Origin of the sequence: Bacillus alkalisoli (assembly GCF_002797415.1) — a bacterium.
Classification (GTDB): Bacteria; Bacillota; Bacilli; order Bacillales; family Bacillaceae_I; genus Bacillus_CD; species Bacillus_CD alkalisoli.
On record NZ_KZ454944.1, the window covers coordinates 1457472 to 1479398 of the forward strand.

General features: G+C 34.8%; 25 protein-coding genes, 1 pseudogene and 2 riboswitches. Of the genes and pseudogenes, 22 read left to right on the top strand and 4 right to left on the bottom strand.

All coding sequences use genetic code 11. The features are described 5' to 3' along the window. The first annotated feature begins 74 nt into the window (after positions 1-74). From comGA to ptsP, 12 genes are all read left to right on the top strand, one after another. Positions 75-1136 carry a competence type IV pilus ATPase ComGA gene (comGA, locus tag CDZ89_RS07010; RefSeq protein WP_096153430.1) on the top strand — a complete coding sequence of 354 codons (1062 nt, stop codon included), beginning with the start codon at positions 75-77 and terminating at the stop codon, positions 1134-1136. Then, the gene (comGB, locus tag CDZ89_RS07015) at positions 1123-2157 is read left to right on the top strand and encodes a competence type IV pilus assembly protein ComGB (protein WP_096153431.1); all 1035 of its coding nucleotides are present in this window, start codon (positions 1123-1125) and stop codon (positions 2155-2157) included. Before comGA ends, comGB begins: the two co-directional genes overlap by 14 nt. A gap of 9 nt (positions 2158-2166) precedes the next feature. Next, on the top strand, positions 2167-2511 hold the full coding sequence (gene comGC / locus CDZ89_RS07020; RefSeq protein WP_096156888.1) for a competence type IV pilus major pilin ComGC: 345 nt from the start codon (positions 2167-2169) through the stop codon (positions 2509-2511). A gap of 4 nt (positions 2512-2515) precedes the next feature. Further along, positions 2516-2968, top strand: a complete 453-nt coding sequence (comGD, locus tag CDZ89_RS07025) for a competence type IV pilus minor pilin ComGD (protein ID WP_176483697.1) — start codon at positions 2516-2518, stop codon at positions 2966-2968. Continuing rightward, positions 2952-3290: a type II secretion system protein gene (locus CDZ89_RS07030; RefSeq protein WP_096153433.1), complete on the top strand. Its 339-nt coding sequence runs from the start codon at positions 2952-2954 to the stop codon at positions 3288-3290. The genes comGD and CDZ89_RS07030 overlap by 17 nt, the downstream gene beginning before the upstream one ends. Then, positions 3274-3723 (top strand): competence type IV pilus minor pilin ComGF, encoded by a 450-nt coding sequence (comGF, locus tag CDZ89_RS07035; protein WP_096153434.1) that lies wholly within the window; start codon positions 3274-3276, stop codon positions 3721-3723. The genes CDZ89_RS07030 and comGF overlap by 17 nt, the downstream gene beginning before the upstream one ends. Next, the gene (gene comGG, locus CDZ89_RS07040) at positions 3720-4103 is read left to right on the top strand and encodes a competence type IV pilus minor pilin ComGG (RefSeq protein ID WP_096153435.1); all 384 of its coding nucleotides are present in this window, start codon (positions 3720-3722) and stop codon (positions 4101-4103) included. The genes comGF and comGG overlap by 4 nt, the downstream gene beginning before the upstream one ends. 219 nt (positions 4104-4322) lie before the next feature. Beyond that, positions 4323-4820 (top strand): shikimate kinase, encoded by a 498-nt coding sequence (locus CDZ89_RS07045; RefSeq protein WP_100333419.1) that lies wholly within the window; start codon positions 4323-4325, stop codon positions 4818-4820. A gap of 49 nt (positions 4821-4869) precedes the next feature. Continuing rightward, positions 4870-5064 carry a YqzE family protein gene (locus CDZ89_RS07050; protein WP_096153437.1) on the top strand — a complete coding sequence of 65 codons (195 nt, stop codon included), beginning with the start codon at positions 4870-4872 and terminating at the stop codon, positions 5062-5064. 55 nt (positions 5065-5119) lie between these two features. Continuing rightward, positions 5120-5464: a hypothetical protein gene (locus tag CDZ89_RS07055; RefSeq protein ID WP_100333420.1), complete on the top strand. Its 345-nt coding sequence runs from the start codon at positions 5120-5122 to the stop codon at positions 5462-5464. A gap of 342 nt (positions 5465-5806) precedes the next feature. Next, positions 5807-6073, top strand: coding sequence for a phosphocarrier protein HPr (locus tag CDZ89_RS07060; protein WP_096153439.1), 267 nt, complete (start codon positions 5807-5809; stop codon positions 6071-6073). Further along, positions 6073-7791: a phosphoenolpyruvate--protein phosphotransferase gene (gene ptsP / locus CDZ89_RS07065; protein ID WP_100333421.1), complete on the top strand. Its 1719-nt coding sequence runs from the start codon at positions 6073-6075 to the stop codon at positions 7789-7791. Before CDZ89_RS07060 ends, ptsP begins: the two co-directional genes overlap by 1 nt. Positions 7792-8083: 292 nt before the next feature. On the opposite strand, the gene CDZ89_RS07070 is transcribed toward ptsP, so the two are convergent. Further along, the gene (locus CDZ89_RS07070; RefSeq protein WP_096153441.1) at positions 8084-8470 is read right to left on the bottom strand and encodes a cupredoxin domain-containing protein; all 387 of its coding nucleotides are present in this window, start codon (positions 8468-8470) and stop codon (positions 8084-8086) included. A gap of 169 nt (positions 8471-8639) precedes the next feature. On the opposite strand from CDZ89_RS07070, the gene CDZ89_RS07075 reads away from it, so the two are divergent. Next, positions 8640-8945: a DUF5658 family protein gene (locus CDZ89_RS07075; RefSeq protein WP_096153442.1), complete on the top strand. Its 306-nt coding sequence runs from the start codon at positions 8640-8642 to the stop codon at positions 8943-8945. 47 nt (positions 8946-8992) lie between these two features. Here the strand turns inward: CDZ89_RS07075 and CDZ89_RS07080 are convergent, their stop codons facing one another. Together CDZ89_RS07080 and CDZ89_RS07085 are read right to left on the bottom strand one after the other, a co-directional pair. After that, a complete protein-coding gene (locus CDZ89_RS07080) occupies positions 8993-9814 on the bottom strand; it encodes a YqhG family protein (RefSeq protein WP_100333422.1) in 822 nt (273 codons plus the stop codon). After that, positions 9792-11489 carry a DEAD/DEAH box helicase gene (locus CDZ89_RS07085; RefSeq protein WP_096153444.1) on the bottom strand — a complete coding sequence of 566 codons (1698 nt, stop codon included), beginning with the start codon at positions 11487-11489 and terminating at the stop codon, positions 9792-9794. Before CDZ89_RS07085 ends, CDZ89_RS07080 begins: the two co-directional genes overlap by 23 nt. A 286-nt stretch (positions 11490-11775) precedes the next feature. Further along, a riboswitch (glycine riboswitch) is annotated at positions 11776-11867 on the top strand. Beyond that, positions 11868-11968: riboswitch (glycine riboswitch) on the top strand. Positions 11969-12037: 69 nt separating this feature from the next. Here CDZ89_RS07085 and gcvT point away from each other — a divergent pair. The 6 genes from gcvT to CDZ89_RS07110 all read left to right on the top strand — a co-directional run bounded on the left by gcvT (position 12038) and on the right by CDZ89_RS07110 (position 17509). Further along, the gene (gene gcvT / locus CDZ89_RS07090) at positions 12038-13141 is read left to right on the top strand and encodes a glycine cleavage system aminomethyltransferase GcvT (RefSeq protein ID WP_096153445.1); all 1104 of its coding nucleotides are present in this window, start codon (positions 12038-12040) and stop codon (positions 13139-13141) included. Positions 13142-13156: 15 nt separating this feature from the next. Beyond that, the gene (gcvPA, locus tag CDZ89_RS07095; RefSeq protein ID WP_096153446.1) at positions 13157-14503 is read left to right on the top strand and encodes an aminomethyl-transferring glycine dehydrogenase subunit GcvPA; all 1347 of its coding nucleotides are present in this window, start codon (positions 13157-13159) and stop codon (positions 14501-14503) included. Then, positions 14496-15962, top strand: coding sequence for an aminomethyl-transferring glycine dehydrogenase subunit GcvPB (gene gcvPB, locus CDZ89_RS07100; protein WP_096153447.1), 1467 nt, complete (start codon positions 14496-14498; stop codon positions 15960-15962). The genes gcvPA and gcvPB overlap by 8 nt, the downstream gene beginning before the upstream one ends. A 72-nt stretch (positions 15963-16034) precedes the next feature. Further along, the gene (locus CDZ89_RS07105; RefSeq protein WP_096153448.1) at positions 16035-16532 is read left to right on the top strand and encodes a DinB family protein; all 498 of its coding nucleotides are present in this window, start codon (positions 16035-16037) and stop codon (positions 16530-16532) included. Positions 16533-16908: 376 nt separating this feature from the next. Continuing rightward, entirely contained in the window at positions 16909-17094 is a 186-nt protein-coding gene (locus tag CDZ89_RS19590) for a hypothetical protein (protein WP_157842691.1), read from the top strand. A 34-nt stretch (positions 17095-17128) separates the two neighbouring features. Beyond that, positions 17129-17509: a DUF3221 domain-containing protein gene (locus CDZ89_RS07110; protein ID WP_157842692.1), complete on the top strand. Its 381-nt coding sequence runs from the start codon at positions 17129-17131 to the stop codon at positions 17507-17509. Between the two features lie 96 nt (positions 17510-17605). On the opposite strand, the gene CDZ89_RS07115 is transcribed toward CDZ89_RS07110, so the two are convergent. Next, positions 17606-17989, bottom strand: a complete 384-nt coding sequence (locus CDZ89_RS07115) for a rhodanese-like domain-containing protein (RefSeq protein WP_227521455.1) — start codon at positions 17987-17989, stop codon at positions 17606-17608. 208 nt (positions 17990-18197) lie between these two features. Between CDZ89_RS07115 and CDZ89_RS07120 the strand changes: the two genes are divergently transcribed. The 3 genes and pseudogenes from CDZ89_RS07120 (at position 18198) to CDZ89_RS20100 (ending at position 21907) form a co-directional block, all read left to right on the top strand. Further along, positions 18198-19034 carry a lipoate--protein ligase family protein gene (locus tag CDZ89_RS07120; protein WP_096153451.1) on the top strand — a complete coding sequence of 279 codons (837 nt, stop codon included), beginning with the start codon at positions 18198-18200 and terminating at the stop codon, positions 19032-19034. 431 nt (positions 19035-19465) lie between these two features. Next, positions 19466-20908: pseudogene (locus CDZ89_RS07125) on the top strand (vitamin B12-dependent ribonucleotide reductase); the annotation flags it as partial. A 480-nt stretch (positions 20909-21388) separates the two neighbouring features. After that, positions 21389-21907 carry a restriction endonuclease gene (locus CDZ89_RS20100; RefSeq protein ID WP_227521456.1) on the top strand — a complete coding sequence of 173 codons (519 nt, stop codon included), beginning with the start codon at positions 21389-21391 and terminating at the stop codon, positions 21905-21907. Positions 21908-21927 lie beyond the last annotated feature (20 nt).

The window sequence follows — 21927 nt, forward strand, 5'->3', positions numbered from 1 at the left end:
GAAGTTTTCAAAACATTTTGATAAAAAGGAGTGATTAAATTTCCAATCTAAAATAATTTAAAGAAGGTGGTTTAGTGAACATTGAAAAACAATGTGAACAGCTTATCCAAACAGCTTTTCAGCTTAAGGTTAGCGACATTCACATCGTACCGATGGAACATGATGCAAAAATATCTTTTCGAATGGATCACCAGCTGTATAACCAAAAAAGAATTCCACTACCAGTTTATGAGAGAATCATTACACACTTAAAATTTAAAGCTGCTATGGATATAGGTGAGCAGCGAAAACCTCAAAATGGACACATGACATTAAAAGTAAACGATACAATAGTAAACTTACGTTTATCAACTCTTCCTACTATTTACAACGAAAGTTTAGTCATACGAATACTCCCACACGACAAAGTTTCACCTTTAAAAAACTTATCCTTATTTCCTACAACAACTAAAAGACTTCTATCATTATTAAGCCATTCACACGGACTTATATTATTCACAGGGCCTACAGGCAGCGGTAAAACAACGACTGTATATTCTCTACTTGAAGCTAGTAAGCAACTATTTCAAAGGAACATTATCTCGCTAGAAGACCCCGTAGAGAGAAGAAGCGAAGATGTGTTGCAAGTTCAGGTGAATGAAAAAGCTGGAATAACATATTCATCGGGCTTAAAGGCGATTTTACGACATGACCCTGATGTGATTTTAGTGGGAGAAATACGTGATGAAGAAACAGCTCGAATTGCAATTAGAGCGGCACTCACTGGCCACTTAGTATTATCCACTTTACATGCCAGAAATACAAAAGGAGCCATTCATCGATTGTTAGAATTAAAGGTTCCAATCGAAGAGTTACAACAAACGTTAATAGCTGTTTCTGCTCAAAGATTAGTAGAGCTAAAATGCTTATTTTGTGAACAGGAATGCACGGCTCTTTGTAGGAAATATCGTAAAAAAAGAATGGCTACGGTCTTTGAATTGTTAAATGGAAGAAAACTCAATGATGTATTTGAGAATATTAAAGGATACGGAGATCAAGTTTCTATCTACACCATTAAAGATGAAATTAAGAAAGGTATCGCCCTAGGTTATCTACAACCTAAAGAGCTAGAAAGATGGGGTCTTGTTGAAAAATAAGGGCTGGCCAATATCAAAACAAGAAGAATTTTCACGTAAAGTGGGAGAATTATATGCAAACGGATATACGATTGTAGAAGCGATAAATTTAGTAAGTTTACATTATACTGAAGCAGATAAAAAAGACACATACAATATGATGGAACTATTGAAAGAAGGACATAGTTTTAATGAAGTTTTACAAAGGTTCCATTTTCATGAAGATGTGTTGTCTTTACTTTATTTCTCTCAAAAACATGGTGATTTAAGTAATGCATTAATTAAAAGTAGTACACTACTGAAACGCAGAAGAAAACTAAAACAAAAATTAATAGATATTCTTCGATATCCCATTCTTTTAATGTTAATCGTTTTCATTATGTTATTTTTTATGAATTGGGTACTAGTACCTCAATTTGTTACATTGTTTGAACAGATGAGAGTAAATCAATCATGGTTTATACAACTAACATTAAAAATTTTAACGGCAGCACCAACCTTCATAACTTTTTTCTTCATTCTAATACTATGTTTATTCCTTTTCTTCCACCTATCTTGGAGGACACTTCCAATATCAAAAAAAATTCAACTATTGTTAAAAACACCATTTATAAGAAGCTATTTCATCGACTATCAAACGTATTTTTTTGCTGAGCAAACGAGTTCTTTATTACATGCAGGATTAAGTATTAAAGAATGTTTGCACGTATTTGAAAATCAACAACATCACGCACTATTAAATTTGCTTGCAAAACAAGTGAAAAGTGAGCTTGTTGCTGGTAAAAAGTTTGAAGAGATTGTGTTGTCTGTGCCTTATTTAAATAATAGTCTGTCAACAGTAGTCATCCATGGACAAAAAAACGGTAAACTTCCGCAACAATTATTAGATTACAGTGAGTCTTTATTACATGTACAACAAAATAAATTAGAAACATATCTAAAGAGGTTACAACCAATATTGTTAATGTTTGTAGGCTTGTTCATTATGTTTCTTTACGTAAGTATTTTTATTCCAATGCTTCAATTAATGGGAGGATTATAGGTGAAAAAAATGTTATTACAAGAAAAAGGATTTACTTTGGTAGAAATGCTAATTGTTATGCTTGTTATTACTATCCTATTGTTAGTTATGTTACCGAATGCAACGAAAAATACTTCTGTTATCGGTACAAAGGGATGTGATGCATTTATAAAAATGGTCGAGTCACAAGTGCAAACTTACAGATTAGATAAAAGGGAAAATCCGACTAGTTTACAAGACTTAAATCATGAAGATTACTTAAAGGAGCACTTTAACAAAAATAACAATACGTTACGCTGTCCAGGAGGAGAAGAATTAACACTTGATGGTGATAAAGTTATCCCAATCAACACACCTCCTTCTAATAATGATTAAGGTTATGACAAAGTATGATGAAAGTGAAAAAGGATTTACGTTAATCGAATCATTATTAGTTTTGTCTATTGTTTCTATACTTTTATCTTTATCGTTTATAAAGTTCTCTCCTGTTATGGAGAAGAAGGTAATACCTCAATTTTTTGAGCAACTTACTAATGATGTACTCTACGCTCAACAGTACGCGATGAGTTCAAAAAGTAGTGTAAACCTTGTGTTTTCTTCTAGTACTAAACAATACTATATCCAGGTACCAACTGAAAATAGAATTTTACTTCGTAGAGAATTTAATCATCACATAGATATTAATACGAGGGTTGCAAGCAGTATTGTCCGATTCAATGCTGTTGGAAACATAATGAATCCAGGTACGTATGGAATAAGTTATAAATCGGAAGAACAATTTTTACTCGTTTTTCAATTAGGGTATGGGAAGTTTTATGTGGAAGAAGTGTGATGGTTTTACTTTATTAGAGACGATATCGGCATTGTTTGTTTGGGTAATGATTGCAACTATCATTTTTCCAAGTCTCTTAACCGTAATTGTGGAGAGGAAAAATATTAAGTTAGAAAGGGAAGCCCGATTTCTTTTACAAGACAAGGTGCAAGTGATGAGGGAGGACGCAGTCTATGAAGAAATGGAGGTGAAGAATGAAGGGATATTTTTTACTTTTATTATTATGAACGAGGATCCATATTCGAAAGTATGTGTGAGTTATAACGATTATAAGAATAGAAAACGGGAAAAGTGTGAACTATTGTATGTGGGAAAAAAGTAAAAATAGTAATGCATTTACATTATTAGAAGTGTTAATCAGTTTAACTGTTGTATTATTAATCACCTCTTTTTTACCGTTAATATTAAAAACGGTTTATCATGTTACTTTTGAAACGAAAGGGATACATCTGTTAGAGCTTGATGTGTTATCTCAAAAGGTACAGTATGAAGCAAGGCATGGACAAGGACTATCGGTTAGTAGTAGGCAACTTACAATTAGGAAAGAAGATGGCCGACATATAACATTTGAGCTTTATCAAGACAAAATTAGAAGGCGAGTAGGTGGAACAGGGCATGTAATTGTACTACAACGTGTGAAAACTTTTGAAGTACAAGCACAGCCATATGGTGCCCTATTAACTATAGTAGGGTTAGATAATATGACATATTCTATCCCTATTTATTCAATTCTCTTAAAAGGACCAAAAGAATGAGAGTGATAAAAAATGAAAAAGGGTACATTTTAGTAATAACGATGGCCTTTTCCTTATTTTTGTCTGCATTACTTCTTCATCATATTGAACTATACACAATTGAAAAACAATTTACTTCTGAAGTAAACGAAGTTTATGTATTGGAAAATATGGTGACTGTATGTTTGGATGAGGTAATATCAGATTTAATGGAAAAAAACATACAACCTTCCAATATGCAAAGAGCCTTTCCGTCTGGTAATGTTAATATAACAGTGACAGGAAATGAGCCAAATCTTACAGTGAAGTTGTATGCTCTTACTAACCTAGGAAGGAAATATGAAGTGGTTATTGAGGTTAATATAGTAACAAAAGAAATTGTATCATGGAGAGAAATATAGTTGTTACGTGAGTCCGTTTCATAAAGTATGACTACTATACGAAAAACGAATAATAGCATCTATTCTGTATTACACCTTAATAAACGAACATATTGTTTTGTAAATCACTAAAATATTCGTTTTTCATTAAACGAACCGTAATTATGAAATTTATTCACGTAATATGGATATTTTAGGGGCGCATTAATATGTGCTCCTATTAGTAAAGGGGGAAGAAAGGTGAACGCAATATACTTAACTGGATTTATGGGAGCTGGAAAAACAACAATAGGAAAATTATTAAGTAAAAAATTGCAACTAAATGTAATTGATTCAGACCAACACATTGAAGAACAATGTGGCAAAAAAATATCACAAATTTTTAACGAGCATGGCGAATCATTTTTCCGTGAACTCGAAGCAAACGTGTTAAAAACATTACCTACAGAAAACATCATTGTTACAACAGGTGGGGGAATTGTTACAAATAACACCAATGTAGAGTGGATGAAAGCAACAGGAACAGTTATTTATTTACATACCGAATTTAGTGAGTTGATGAAAAGACTTAGAGGAGATAGTACACGGCCTCTATTGCAACAGAAATCACATGAGGAATTAAAAAACTTATTTGCTGAGAGATTGCCAAAATACAATAAAGCAGACATAATCATTCATACAAGTAATAAAACAGTGTCGGAGATTGTGGAAGAAGTTTTGTTTAAGATTAAACAATGATTTATTGGCCAAACTATAAAGAGAAATAGCGTATAGGTTGGTGATAAATATGAAAACAAACGATTATGTAAAGTATGTAACTGAACAACTTGTTAATTATATGGATAAACCTAAGGAAGTACGAAAAGAATTAAAAACGCAAAGAAAGTTAGAACGAGATCCTATGGTCAATCAACTTTTTGGTGTTATACCACTTAGTATTATGCTTTTTGTAAAAAACAGAAAAAACAAAAAGAAAATATAGAAAATTATGTTAAAATGAGTATAAGAACATTAGCGGATAGGATGGGCTTATACTTATGGATGATAAAAAGAAAAAGGAAATATACTGTGAACATTGCTCGGGAGTTATAAAAGACAAGTACGATCTTATAGTAGGGGTTAATTTTTTTACTCCAATAGCCATTCACAATGACTGTTTTTTAAGAAGTATTAAAGGATCACGAGGGTTATTTTTAGCAGATCAACCATTGAACGGCTTTTGGTCTAATGTGTTTGCTGTATTTGCAATAGCTTTCTTTGCTATTGGATTAATTTTGTTTTCCTTTGGACATTTAACTGATTTTTGGTACTTTATTTTTTTACCAATTATAACGATCGTTTATCGATTAATGTCCTATCTTAATTTTGAAAGACACTTATAGAATTGTTACGCCAAAATTGTTGTATAGATGAATAAAGTATGATACTATTTTGCTGAAGTTAATTTATTATTTTGTGCAAGTGCTTTCAATAATATAAAAATATTACGTGTTACTGATACGATCAGGCATGAGTAATAAAGTGTAGGTTGGTGTATACTCACCACTATATTTATTTACTCATGCCTTTTTTATGATTACAAAAAGTAAGTACGGGAAAGTAACTTGTATAACGGTTGAAGTTTATTTCGATTTTCTTCAATAATGTAAGACGTTTTGAAGAAAACTAACGAAGCAACCAATAAACAAACAATAACAATTTAAATAGAAGGAGTTTGATTAAACATGGTAGAAAAAACATTTAAAGTAACAGCAGATTCAGGTATTCACGCTCGTCCAGCAACACAATTAGTACAATCAGCAGGGAAATTTGACGCAGAAGTAAACTTAGAATATAACGGTAAGTCGGTTAACTTAAAGTCAATTATGGGTGTAATGTCACTAGGAATTCCTCAAGGCGCTGAAATCAAAATTATTGCCGATGGATCTGATGAGGCGGATGCAATTGCTGCTCTTGAAAACACGTTAAAAACAGAAGGATTAGCAGAGTAATGTCTAAAAAGCTACAAGGTATTGCCGCTTCAAGTGGCTTTGCAATTGCAAAAGCATATCGACTTGAAAATCCAGAACTTACTGTGAAAAAAACAAGCATTGAGCAAGTGGAGGAAGAAATAAGTCGTTTTCATGCAGCAATCGATGTTTCCAAAGCGGAGTTAGAAAAAATTAAAGACCATGCTCATAAAGAATTAGGTCAAGATAAAGCAGACATTTTTGCAGCCCATTTATTAGTGTTGAGTGACCCAGAATTAATTAACCCTATTGTCGAAAAAGTAAAAAGCGAAAAAATTAACGCTGAATATGCATTAGAAGAGACAGCGAACATGTTCATCTCTATGTTCGAGTCAATGGACAACGAATACATGAAAGAGCGTGCAGCAGATATTCGTGATGTGACAAAACGTGTTCTTGCACATCTATTAGGAGTACACTTGTCTAATCCAAGTTTAATCTCTGAAGAAGTAGTAATAATAGCAGAAGATTTAACTCCTTCTGATACTGCTCAGTTAAATCGCCAGTATGTTAAAGGGTTTACTACCGATATTGGTGGACGCACTTCACACTCTGCGATTATGGCTCGTTCGATGGAAATACCAGCAGTTGTTGGAACGAAAGAAATCACAGAACAAGTACAAAACGGAACGATGATTATTGTCGATGGTATTGAAGGAATAATTATTATTGACCCAACCCAAGAAGAAATAGCAGAATATGAACAAAAACAACAAAAATACGATGCTCAAAAGAAAGAGTGGGCTAAGTTAGTAGCAGAGCCAACTGTTTCAGCTGATGGACAACATGTAGAGCTAGCTGCCAATATCGGTACTCCGAATGATGTAAAAGGCGTACTTGCTAATGGCGGCGAAGGCGTTGGTCTATATCGTACAGAATTTTTATATATGGGTAGAACAGAATTACCTTCTGAGGAAGAGCAGTTCCAATCCTATAAAGAAGTTTTAGAAAAAATGGAAGGTAAGCCAGTTGTTGTTCGTACGTTAGATATTGGTGGAGACAAAGAACTGCCGTATTTAAACCTTCCGAAAGAAATGAATCCGTTCTTAGGATACCGTGCTATCCGTTTATGCTTAGAGGAACAAAGTATTTTCCGTACTCAACTACGTGCATTATTAAGAGCAAGTACGTTTGGTAACTTGAAAATTATGTTCCCAATGATTGCAACGTTAGATGAGTTCCGTCAAGCAAAAGCGATTCTTTTAGAAGAAAAAGCAAAGTTAAAAGCTGAAAATGTTTCGGTATCTGATGAAATTGAAATTGGTATCATGGTGGAAATTCCATCTACTGCTGTATTGGCAGATATTTTTGCTAAAGAAGTAGACTTTTTCAGTATCGGAACAAACGACTTAATTCAGTATACGATGGCTGCAGATAGAATGAACGAAAGAGTTTCTTATCTGTATCAACCATACAACCCAGCAATTTTACGTTTAATTGATAATGTAATCCAAGCAGCTCATAAAGAAGGGAAATGGGCTGGAATGTGTGGCGAGATGGCTGGCGATTCAATCGCAATACCAATTCTACTAGGTTTAGGATTAGATGAATTTAGTATGAGTGCAACGAGTATTTTACCAGCACGCAGTCAAATCAAAAACATTTCGAAAGAAGAAGCGGCTTCTTTCCGCGAAACCTTACTTTCAATGGGTACAGTAGATGAAGTAATGGAGTTTGTGAAAGAGAAATTTAATTTATAGTTTTTTTATGAAACTAACTAGATGGTCATCACTGACTGTTTATGTTAGTTTTTTTTATTTAAATAAACCAATAAAGAAGAGGTTGAGACAAAAAGGCCGATGAAGTTTTCATCTGGCATTAAAGATTGGTTGTAGTTGAACTTCATAAGTCCGATGAATTTATTTGTAGAGAGTGCTTAAAGATAAAACTTTTGTTCCATCAATAAGTAAAGGCCCGCAAGAACAAAAAATGTTCCTACAGGCCGAGGCCTCTTTCATATAATTCACTGGGTTTTGTCCCAGCCTCTGTTGGTTATTCATCTTCTACAATGATTCTTATCGTCATAGCAGCATGACCTGCCCCGCATAACACGCTGCATCGACCTTCATACTCACCAGCAGCATTAAATGTAAATACTTCAGGCTTACGCTCTGTTAGTCTAAAGTTAATTCCTTGAAATTGGATACCATGTGATACAGAGTTGCTACTTTCTAAATGAAATCGTATTGTTTCACCTTTCGTTACTGTAATTTCTGCAGGTTCAAAAACATAGTCTGAAACATCAGGTCCAGTTTTTCCTATAATCGTAATCTCTCTATCTACATGTATATTTTCCTCTTTAGAAGTATCATTTCCACCACATCCGGCAAGGATGATGATAATGGCTGTAATAACGAATAAACTTAAATGTTTTTTCATTTCATGCACTCCTTTCCCGTGATAATTATATCTATTTTTGAATTAAATGTCGATATTAAGAGTATATTTTGTTCTTAAAAAAGAATATAAAACTAGTTATTTTTATTATTATCTTGTATAATCGTTCTTAATTAAGAACCGAATGTATATGAAGAAGGTGGGATTTGTTTTGAGCGTTTCCATATTATTTAAAGCTATTCTACTATTAAATGTATTAGATACAATTGCCACTTTTATAGGATTGCATTTAGGTTTAATTACGGAAGCCAACCCTTTTATGGCTTTTTTATATGAAACAGAGCCGGTTCTCTTTGTTTTTGTAAAGCTCCTGTTATCTTTATGCTTATTATTATTTATTTTACTAAAAAAAGTACCAACTTCTAATCTTGTTAAAGTTTTAAGTGTACTCGCTTTAATTTCCTATTCTTCTGTTTCTTTGTTACATTTAACGTGGATTACTGCTTTGATAATATAAAAAACTAAGCAGTCGCTCCATGAACGTTGCTTAGTTTTTTTAACGATTTAATTGTTAAACTTACTCATAAACGAGGGGGTCATGTAGAATAATCCGCCGTTAATAATGTCTACTATAATCTTTGGCTCATATTGTTCTTGTAGTGCTTTTTTCTCCGTTTCGTAAGTTTCCGGTAATTCTTCTTCTTCTAAATCTTCGTAAAAATGATTGAGTAAATTTAAATCCTGTTGCCAACGTTTCTTCGCTTCCTCTGCCCAGGTATGGTCTTCACTTGCGATAAACCCTCTAACATAATGTTCAAGGCGAGATAAACCACTTTGAGGTTTTATGATAGGTGACATCGTAAAACACATATCAGGAATTTTCGGTGTTAAAGGTAGTTGCTTCAGTTTTTCATGGAATCTTTCGACAATAACACCACTAATTAAGTGAATTCCTAGAGACATTAAAATATCTTTCTTACGATCACATTTATAGGAAACTTTTATATTAACATTTAACCACGGATGAAGCGGCGTACTAGCTTGTTGTCTAGGTAATGCACTAGTCTGTTCGTAAAGTCTAATAAAACTACCAATTCGTTTCGTTGATTCGAATATTTGATGCAACCTAGGAGAGCCAAAATGAATAATGTCTCCTTTCAAATCATCTGGTGCAACATTTTGATTCGTGATTAACGTTAATTTCATTGGATTTGCAACGCCACCAGTCTTTTCTAAGTAATGCCAGTAGAAAGGGCGATTCATTAGTTCCTTATCCATATCAATCGTTAGCTGAACGGATAAGTGACTAGCTGTATTTCCTTCGATTGCACAATCATTTCCAATGAAATAACGCTCGAGAAACTTATGAATTTCCTGCGGCTGCACGCTCGTCACCATCCTTTCTCATTTGATCAGCGAATTCAATTACGGAAGTTAAGTTCTCCATTTTAATTCTCATCTCTCCATCAGAACGAGAATGTACCAATATATCTTCTAATTGATCTTCAAAGTCCTTCATTTCAAGTCTTGTTAAAATGTCATCTAGTTCTCCAATTACACGTTCAAACAATTTAATTTTCTCATAAAGTAGTTTTAATATATGTTCTTCCACTGTATTGCTTGTTGCGAAGTTATATATATTAACATCCTTCTCTTGACCTAAACGATGAATTCTTCCTATACGTTGTTCTAAGCGCATTGGATTCCATGGTAAATCATAATTGATTATGTGGTTGCAAAACTGTAAGTTAATTCCTTCCCCACCAGCTTCCGTTGCAATTAAAACTTGTACATGATTTTTAAATAGCTCTTTCATCCAATCTTTTTTCCCACGCTTAAATCCTCCACGAAACGGAACAGAGGATATGCTATTTTGTTTCAAAAACCATTGTAAAAACATTTGAGTAGCGCGATACTCAGTGAAAATAATTACTTTATCATCTATCTCTTTAATAAGTTCTAACGCTTTTTTTGCTTTAGAATTTTCTGCTACTGCATCGATTTTCTTCAGAATGTTATTCATAATTGGAGGAGCTACATACGATGGGTCCTCTTTTTGTTTTCTTTCTATCATGTTTTTAATGGTAAAATAAACGGCTTCTCTACTACTACAAGCCTCACGTTGAAGAGTCATAATAGAAAACTGACTTGTGTTTGGTACAGATGGATCGTTTCTTAAACTGCATATCGTATTATATAAATCCTGCTCTTGCTCATTAAACTCGATGTAACACGATGTAACGTGTCTTTTGGGCCAGTCAATACCGGTGTCTCCACGACGGTTTCGGATCATTACTTTATTCACTAACTCTTTTAAAAACTCATCGTTCTCGAGTTTTCGTTCTTTCGCTTGAAAAAGTTCTGCGAAGTGACTTTCACTTCCTAAGTGTCCAGGTTTCAATAAAGAGACAAGGTTGAAAATTTCTTCCACTCTATTTTGAATAGGTGTAGCTGTTAATAATAAGCAAAACTTCTTTTTTAAGTTTTGAACAAATTCATAGTTTTTAGTTTTATTATTTTTCAATTTATGTGCTTCATCAATAATGACCATATCGTATTCTAAGTTATAAATAATATCTCGATGTGGATTTCGCTTTGCTGTATCAATAGAAGAAACAACCACATCACATTGCTCCCATACATATGCTTTCTTTTGTGCAATAGCAGGGATAAAGAACTTTTGATTTAACTCAATCGCCCATTGCGAAACTAACGAAGCGGGTACAAGGATTAATACTTTTTTTACTAACCCTCGAATCATATATTCTTTTAAAACAAGGCCAGCTTCAATCGTTTTTCCTAAACCAACTTCGTCTGCTAAAATAGCTTTTCCGTTCATTTCTTCCACTACTGTTTTTGCTACTTCAAGCTGATGTGGAAGCGGCGTTAAGTTTGGAAGGTGATTAGGTGCTTGTAAGCCTTCAAATTCTTTAATGGATAAATGATTTTCTACTTCTAAAGCTAATCGAAATAGCTCATAGTTTGTCCAGGGCCCATCATCTTCCACACGTTTCAAAAATTCAGTTTGCCATTCTGCTGGAAATGAAACATCTAAATCCATTATGAGCATCCTTTCTTTACATACTAAATATGGAGATTGCCGAAATAATATGACTTTACATAAAGGGAACGTTTTCAATTGGATAAAAATAGGACTGTCTATAGGTAAACACGAACATTAACGTCAATAAAAATGTTTTTGTTAACTGTTTATGTATTGCTTTTTTTTTACTAGTAGTGGTAGGATAATAGTGAACTAATATTAAGTTTCTTTTAAGATACTTATTGGATAGTATGTCTAAAATTTGACAATATATTCTAATCGTATTTCTAACAGAATACAGCGAATGAAAGCATGGGGAGAGAATGCAATTTAGCATCGCCGAAGGAGCAAACAAGACTATGTGAATCTCTCAGGCAAAAAGACTCTTGCTGGACGCATCTCTGGAGAGCGTTCTGAAATCGTTTTGACGATCTTTAGGACCACCAACGGGGAAAGCCTTATATCAAGGTAAACTTTCAGGTGCCAGGACAGAGAAGCCCTTTACGATGAAGGGGTTTCTCTGTCCTTTTTAGCATTTATTTACTATTTTAAGGGAGGCAACAATTGTGTCTGAATTAAGCAGAACACCTTTATTTGAAGTGTACAAAGATTATGGTGCGAAAACGATTGATTTCGGTGGCTGGGACTTGCCAGTACAATTCTCAAGTATTAAAGAGGAACACGAAGCAGTTCGTACTAAAGCTGGATTATTTGATGTTTCACACATGGGCGAAATTACAGTAAAAGGTCCAGAAAGCCTTCCTTATTTACAAAAAATGATGACAAATGACGTATCCACGTTAAAAGATGGCTCTGCACAATACACAGCAATGTGCTACCCAGATGGTGGAACAGTGGATGATCTTTTAGTATATAAAAAACAAGACAATGATTACTTATTAGTGGTGAACGCAGCTAACATTGAAAAAGACTATGCATGGTTAAAAGAAAACGTAACAGAAGATGTAGAGGTGATAAACATCTCTAATGACGTAGCTCAACTTGCTCTTCAAGGCCCACTTGCAGAAGAAACATTACAAAAATTAACTTCAACAGACCTTTCATCGATTAAATTTTTTAAATTTATCGATAATGTAGAAGTTGCAGGGTTGAATACATTAGTTTCACGTACGGGTTATACAGGGGAAGATGGATTTGAAATCTATTGCCAACCGGAAGATGCTGCAAAGCTTTGGGTAGCCATTTTAGATGCTGGGAAAGACATAGGCGTCCTACCCATCGGACTTGGTGCGCGTGATACACTTCGTTTTGAAGCGAAACTAGCATTATATGGCCAAGAATTATCAAAAGATATTACACCTATTGAAGCAGGAATTGGCTTTGCGGTGAAAACGAATAAAGAAGAAGACTTTATTGGAAAAGAAGTACTAAAAGACCAAAAAGAAAACGGAGCACCTCGTAAACTAGTTGGAATTGAAATGATCGATAAAGGAATTCCGCGTTACGGGTATGAAGTTTTTGTTGGAGACGAAAAAGTTGGGGAAGTTACAACTGGTACGCAATCACCAACATTAAAGAAAAATGTAGGGCTTGTACTAATCAAATCTGAGTTTACAGCTGTTGACACGGAAGTAGAAGTACAAATTCGTCAAAAACGTTTAAAAGCAAAAGTTGTCGCAACACCATTTTATAAGCGTCCTAAAAACTAAAGGGGGAAATACACCATGAAACATCGTTATTTACCGATGACGGAAAAAGATATGCAAGAAATGCTAGATACAATTGGTGTTTCTAACGTTAATGAACTTTTTGCAGACATTCCAGAGAAAGTTCGCTTTGAAGGACCATACAACATTAAGGAAGCAAAATCAGAATCAGAACTAATGAAAGAATTAGCTGACTTAGCTAGCCAAAATAAAAACTTAAAAGAGTATGCATCATTCTTAGGTGCAGGAGTTTACGACCACTATATGCCTGTTATCGTAGACCATGTTATTTCTCGTTCTGAGTTTTATACAGCTTACACTCCATACCAACCAGAAATTTCTCAAGGAGAGCTTCAAGCAATCTTTGAATTCCAAACAATGATTTGTGAATTAACAGGAATGGACGTTGCAAACTCATCTATGTATGATGGTCCAACTTCTTTAGCAGAAGCAGCAATGCTTTCTTGTGGACATACAAAGAAAAAGAAAGTGCTAATTTCTAGCGCTGTTCACCCTGAAGCAAAAGACGTTGTAAAATCTTATGCAAAAGGTCAATACATCGAAGTGGTAGAAGTACCTGCTACAAATGGTGTGACAGACTTAGAAGCTTTAAAAGAATTAATGAGTGATGAAGTTGGAGCAGTTTTAGTACAGTATCCTAACTTCTTTGGTCAAATTGAATCGTTAAAAGATATTGAGCAAATCGTTCATGAAACGAAGGCGATGTTTGTTGTTTCTTCTAATCCAATGTCTCTGGGTGCTTTAACACCTCCAGGAAAACTAGGTGCTGACATTGTTGTAGGAGATGCGCAACCATTTGGTATTCCAACTCAATTCGGTGGACCGCATTGCGGTTATTTTGCCGTAACTACAAAATTAATGAGAAAAGTTCCAGGTCGTCTAGTGGGACAAACTATAGATGAACAAGGTCGTCGTGGGTTTGTATTAACACTTCAAGCACGTGAGCAACATATTCGTCGCGATAAAGCTACTTCAAACATCTGTTCAAACCAAGCTCTTAATGCGTTAGCTGCATCTGTTGCGATGACAGCGTTAGGTAAAAAAGGTGTAAAAGAAATGGCGATTCGTAATATCCAAAAAGCTCAATATGCAAAAACAGCGATGGAGCAAAATGGATTAGAAGTTGTCTTTACAGGACCATTCTTCAATGAGTTCGTTGTAAAGTTAAACCGCCCTGTTCAAGAAGTAAACGAAGGTTTATTAAATAAAGGTATTATCGGAGGGTATGATTTAGGTCAAACTTTCCCTGAATTAGAACAACATATGTTAATTGCCGTAACAGAATTACGCACAAAAGAGGAAATCGACACACTTGCGAAAGAATTGGGGGATGGCAATGAATAAGCAACAAGATCAACCGTTAATTTTTGAACTTACTAGAGAAGGCCGCATTGGTTACAGCTTGCCTGAAAACGATGTACCTGAAATTTCGTTAAATGACGTTATTCCAAACGACTATATCCGCATGGAAGAGCCAAACTTACCAGAAGTTTCTGAGCTAGATATTATGCGTCATTACACTGCATTATCTAACAGAAACCATGGTGTAGATTCTGGATTCTATCCACTTGGATCTTGTACGATGAAATACAATCCGAAAATTAATGAAAATGTTGCTCGTTTTGCTGGTTTCTCTCACATTCACCCGCTTCAACATGAAAGCACAGTTCAAGGTGCACTAGGGTTAATGTATGATTTACAAGAGCATTTAAAAGAAATTACTGGTATGGATGAAGTAACACTTCAACCTGCAGCAGGTGCTCATGGTGAGTGGACTGGATTAATGATGATCCGTGCTTATCATGAAATGAATGGTGAAACGAACCGTACGAAAGTAATCGTACCGGATTCTGCTCACGGAACAAATCCAGCATCTGCAACAGTAGCTGGTCTTGAAACAATTACTGTTAAATCGAACGAACATGGATTAGTAGACTTAGATGACTTACGTCGTGTAGTTGGTCCTGATACTGCAGCATTAATGTTAACAAACCCGAACACACTTGGTCTTTTTGAAGAAAACATTCTTGAAATGGCTGAGATAGTACACGGTGTTGGTGGTAAGCTTTACTATGATGGAGCAAACTTAAACGCAGTTATGAGTAAAGCACGCCCTGGCGACATGGGCTTTGACGTTGTTCACTTAAACTTACACAAAACATTTACTGGTCCTCACGGAGGCGGTGGCCCAGGTTCTGGTCCTGTAGGGGTTAAGGCTGACTTAATTCCATTCTTACCTAAGCCATTAGTAGTGAAGAAAGATGACAGCACATTCGGTTTTGATTACGACCGTCCACAATCTATTGGACGTGTAAAACCATACTACGGAAACTTTGGAATCAACGTTCGTGCATACACATATATCCGTTCAATGGGTCCTGATGGACTAAAAGCGGTAACAGAATATGCTGTATTAAATGCAAACTACATGATGCGTCGTTTAGCAGAGCACTATGACTTACCATTCGACCGTCATTGTAAGCATGAGTTCGTTCTTTCAGGAAAGCGTCAAAAGAAACTTGGTGTACGTACACTTGATATTGCAAAACGTCTGCTTGACTTTGGTTACCATCCGCCAACAATCTATTTCCCATTAAATGTGGAAGAGTGTATCATGATTGAGCCAACGGAAACAGAATCAAAAGAAACGTTAGATGAGTTCATCGATGCAATGATTCAAATTGCTAAAGAAGCAGAAACAAACCCAGAAGTTGTTCAAGAGGCACCACATACAACTGTTGTAGGTCGTCTTGATGAAACACTTGCAGCACGTAAGCCTATATTAAGATACCAAAAAGCATAACTTTTTTAAAGGAGGCCACTTCATGTTGGCCTCCTTTTTGGCATATGTTAAAAGGAAAGGGGCGATTGTAATATGTTTCTTGAAACGGAGCAGGCTAGAGAATGTTTACTGAATTTGTTAGAACCCTTAGATGATTATGACTTCCAGCTAAAAGTAGATGGTGGTTGGACAATCGGAGAGATTGTAGAACACCTCTATTTAATTGAGAAGAGAATTGTACAAAGTATGAAGAATGCAGTGGTGTACCAATTAGTAACATCAAACAGAGAAGTTCACTTGAAAGATATCTTGAAAAATCGAACTAGAAAAGTAGATGCACCAACATACCTTAAACCGTCTGGTGCCGACTTTACAAAAAAAGAATTGCTTTCATTACTAGAAAATTCTCGTGATGAACTAAAAGAATTCCTTGATAATACGGATATGAAAGAGTTATGTTTGTATGGGTTTACTCATCGGTGGATTGGAGATTTAACATGTAAACAATGGGTGGAACTGATAGGCTACCATGAACTCCGACATATTTCGCAAATGGGAGATATTTTATCTACTCCTATCATAGACGATTAGTGTGTTAATTGCTTTGTTTATATTTATTAACTTGGCTCTGTTAAAGGTTGGTGTTGATTTTTGATACCTATCTAGCAGTTGATTTCCGCGCAAGTAGTAGACTCCTGCGGGAGTAGCGTTGGTCTGGAGACCCCACAGGCGAAGTCGAGGAGGCTCCAGCCACGCCCGCGGAAAGCGGAGACTTGCGCGGAAATCAACAGCGGTCTTTAACAGAGCCATTAACTTAAATAAATAGTACACGCCGTTAATAGGTGTGTACTTTTTTGAAATTTTAATAGGCATACAAATTTATTGGTTTAAAAAATAAAACAAGACAGTTAAATAAAGGAAATTAGTGGGCATATAAAGAATAGGATAGTTATAAGGAGGCGATGTTATGTTATGGCTATATGTCTTACTTTTTGTCGTAGCGCTTTTAGTATTTGGTTATGTTTTAGATAGGAAAACGGATCGTTATAAATCTATCAATGATAAAAAAGCAAAAGAAGGATTGGAAACAATTAAAGACGATGTACAAAAACAAAATCCGCCAAATAGTAATAAGGAAAATCATTGGTTGTAAAAAAAAATTATTGATTAGTTGGGAGAAATTAACGGTGAAAAGAGTGTCATCTTTTATCTTGTTTATTTTTATTTTGAGTGCTTGCGGTCAGCAAGGGGAGAGTAATAATAGCATTAACACTAGTTATATAAACAAACAAGAAGGAATTATTGCAGAAATACAGGAGAATCAAAATAATAGGAAACAGATATTAGTTATTCCTAATACTGATTTTGAAGATATTTCAAATAAAACCCCTAATGAGTTAGTCAAGATAGCTCAAGAAAAAGACGGAGCCTATTATTCGATTGCGCCAGGTAAGTACGAAGAATTAGAATTAGGCACAAAGGTTATTGTGTATTGGGATGGGGATCAAAATGATACAGAACCACCACAACGTGGCGCAGATAAGATAGAAGTGATTACTAATAAGTAACTTGAAAAGTAAGATTAGGTGGCTTAGGAAGTTAGGTAGAAAATTAGTGTAAATATAAAAAACAACCCTTCTATTTTATATAGAAGGGTATTGTTATTAGTTTTTTGCTTTAATTTTCCCGCCCCATTTTTTGAAGCCGCCTTTTAATTGATACAAGTTTTTGTATCCTTTACGACGTAAAAGGTGTGCAGCTCGTCCACTACGCATAGTGTTTTGGCAGTATAAATAAACCGGTTGGTCAGGACGAATTTCTTTCATTCTCATTTTAAATTGAGAAACAGGTATGTTTCTTGCACCAAGAATATGCCCGCCATCAAATTCTTTTGGCTCACGAACATCAATTAACTGAGCTTTTCGGTATCCAGCACGAAATTCTTCTTCTGATAAGGAAGTAATAATTTTACGCTGATACAAAACAGTAACGATAGAATAAATAATAATTGCTGCAGTAATCCCTAGTAATACATATAATAAAGTCAATCCATTCACCCCTCTTTTTCTTTCTCTAAATAGTATTATATAAAACCAAACAAAAAAAGTCATCCTTATTTACCTCTAATGTTCTTTTTAAACAAATTTTGAATTTAATTATATTAATGTTTTGTAAAAACAAAACAGATTTGCTAGACTAAATTACGAAATAGAACTAAAAAATAAAACCTTGATAAAAGAAAAAAGAGGTAACTACATGCAGAAAGAAACTTGGCGTTTTATAGATTCAGGAGAAAAATCCCCTTATTTTAATATGGCATTAGATGAAGCGTTATTAGACTGGCATAGTGAAGGTAGGATTCCACCTACTATTAGGTTTTATGGCTGGAATCCCCCAACATTATCTATTGGCTATTTTCAAAAAGTCGAAAAAGAAGTTAATATGGATGCAGTTAGGGAGAGTAATCTAGGTTTTGTTCGCAGACCTACTGGTGGTAGAGGTGTGTTACACGATAAAGAGTTAACGTATAGTGTTATCGTATCAGAAGAACATCCAGATATGCCACATACTGTAACAGAAGCTTATCGTGTTATTTCAGAAGGTATATTAGAAGGGTTTAAATCTTTAGGATTAGATGCTTATTTTGCAATACCACGTACAGAAGAAGAAAAACAAGGCTTAAAAGATCCACGTTCAGCAGTTTGTTTTGACGCTCCTTCTTGGTATGAGTTAGTAGTAGAAGGAAGAAAGGTAGCGGGAAGCGCGCAAACACGTCAAAAAGGTGTTATTTTACAACACGGTTCTATCCTACTAGATATAGATGAAGATCTACTCTTCAGCCTGTTCAACTATCCGAGTGAACGAGTAAAAGAACGTATGCAAAAGAACTTCAAAAACAAAGCAGTTGCTGTTAATGCTTTACGTGACAAACCAGTTACGGTAGAAGAAGCAAAAGGAGCGTTCAAAAAAGGATTTGAAAAAGGACTTAACATTCATTTAGAGCCATACGAGTTAACAGAAGAAGAGAGAGCATATGTAGATAAAATAGTAAGAGAAAAATATGCCACAGACGACTGGAATTATAAAAGGTAACGGTAAATCCGTTGCCTTTTTTCTATATATAGATATGTGAGTTTCAAGAACTACTATAAGTGGAAATGTAAAGGGGCATCTAATAAAAAAATATTTTTTTATTTTTTGAAAGGATTTTTGGGAAACGTTTATTTATCAATAGTTGAACCGTCTTTACTTTTTTTCAAGTAACAAAATCAGCCAAATAATTTAATGAAAAGGCTTTTATCTCTATTTATCTCTTTTTTCCTTCATTTATTACTAGTTTTAACATTTGACAAAAAAGGAATGACTTGAACGAAAACTATATATGGTGTCGTGTCGAAAGAAAAAGATACTATATATTGATTTATTAGTTGAAATTCTATCACGATATATGGTACCTTAATTTTAGATTAAAACTACCAAATGAAATTCTTGGTAGAGAATAATAGTTTTAAGGAGTTGGGAAGATGGCACTTAGCCTAAGAGAAAAATTAAAAGCAAATGTTGAAAAATTGAACGCAGACATTAGACTTTTTCCTCAAGTGCATGAAATTACAGAAGCGATGAACATTACTCATAAAGGTGTATCTAGACTCGTTATGCTAGATCGTTATGCTTTTAAAGATACAGAGAAATTAACATTAACGACTGGCGATTTTGTTGTGCTAACGATTAAAGAGGACCCTAAGTTTCCAGCTCGAGGTCTTGGATACATTCAAGATATTGACTGGACAACGAAAAAAGCAAAAGTATTAGTAGAAGATGATTACCGTGGCGTGTTATCGAAGCCTGAAGAAGTGGAAACAGGAGTGGTAGAACGTTCTTTGGATGTAATAGAAAAGCCGTTAGAAATTTTCTACGAGCAGATCGCGTTACGTAATGCAACTGGGTTAGCCGCTGTGGAGACGACGGAAGAAAAACGAAAAGAGTGGAGGGCTAAATTTTATGATGAACTAGTGAACATGAATTTTGTTCCAGCAGGACGTGTATTGTACGGAGCAGGTGCCGGTACCGACGTTACTTTTTTTAATTGTTACGTGATGCCTTATGTTCAAGACTCTCGTGAAGGCATTTCGGAACACCGTAAGCAAGTAATGGAAATTATGAGCCGAGGTGGTGGAGTAGGAACGAACGGTTCGACACTACGCCCAAGAAACACACTAGCTCGAGGCGTAAACGGAAAATCATCTGGATCCGTTTCTTGGTTAGATGATATCGCGAAGCTGACGCATTTAGTTGAGCAAGGTGGTTCGCGCCGCGGAGCTCAGATGATTATGCTTTCGGATTGGCACCCAGATATAATTGAGTTTATTATTTCTAAAATGCAAAACCCAAGAATTCTTCGTTATTTAATTGAAAATACAAATGATGAAGGAATTAAAAAGGCAGCGGAAGATAAGCTAAAGTTCACTCCTTTAACATTACAAGAAGAAGCAATGTATCAAGGGATTGTAAATTATAAACACATTGCTGGTTACGGAGGATTCAGTGAATCGATTATTAAAGACGCAGAATTGAAGCTGAAAACTGGTGGAACATATTCGGTTCATAACTCTGAATTTTTAACAGGTGCAAACATTTCTGTCTGCTTAACAAAAGACTTTATGGAAGCAGTAGAAAATGACACAGAATACGAACTTCGTTTCCCAGCAGTAGAAAGCTACTCAAAAGCAGAGATGAAAGTTTACAATACAGAATGGCAAAAAGTTGGAGACGTACGAGAATGGGAAAAAATCGGCCATAAAGTTCGTACGTACCGTAAGATTCAAGCAAAAGAACTTTGGAACTTAATAAACATTTGCGCAACTTACTCTGCGGAACCTGGTATTTTCTTTATAGATAATGCAAACGACATGACAAATGCTCAAAGTTATGGTCAAAAGGTAGTAGCAACGAATCCGTGTGGTAAAGTGGCTTGATTTGCCTCACGTTAAAAACTGCGGAATAAAGCGGGAAGGCTGAGATGCTAATCCGAACCGAAGGCTAAGGATAAAACTTTAGTCAGGGGCAACGCATAGATAGTGAACCTGCCTAGGCAGAATATAATCTATCCACGAGGCCGCAGCACTACTTATTTTTTTTATATCTACTAAGGAAGAGGAATAAAATGAATCGAGGATATTCTGGATATTACAAAGAGCATTTTCTAAGAAGTTCCTATGAATTTGCATATGCTAAATATTTAGATTTCTATTCTTTTTATTGGGATTACGAAGTGGAAATATATGAATTTAATAATAAGAAATATAAACCTGATTTTTTTATCTATGATTCAAATAAACACCTTACAAAAATAGTCGAAGTTAAGTCAAACTATAAATGAGTGGATAAACTCAAAAGAAACTACCTTAAATAAAAGCCTTACTGGTAAGAAAAATGGACATTTTGGTATGAAACATAATCTAGAAACAAAGATAAAAATAGGCAATCATACTAAAATGCTTTGGGAATCTAACAGTATAGCTAAACAAAGGATGATCATGGGTTTAAAAAGATCTGGATTATCCCAAAAAGGTAAAATTAAAGTTGTGAGAACTAAAAGGTATTGTAAAAGGTGTAATCTTGAGTTTGTGACATTAATTTCTTCATCAAAAGTATATTGTGGTAGAAATTGTTCGGGTAAAGAAGCTATTAGAAACGCCACAGTAGCTTATGTAGCAAATAGAAATCATATTCATGAATGTATTAGGATTCTTGTAATACAATGGTCTATTACAAATAAGGAAATTGTCTTAAAAACACCTTATAACAAAATAAGAACAAGTCTTAAATCTTTACTTGATGAAATCAAAATAAGGTATGGTGTTTCTGATATTAGGGTTATTTGTAAGGCTGTATTAGGTGTTGACACTGGTAGAAAAGATTTAATCAGGTTTATGAAAAAAATAAGTAGTGAAAATATATGCTGAACTAACGGGAACTAAACCGT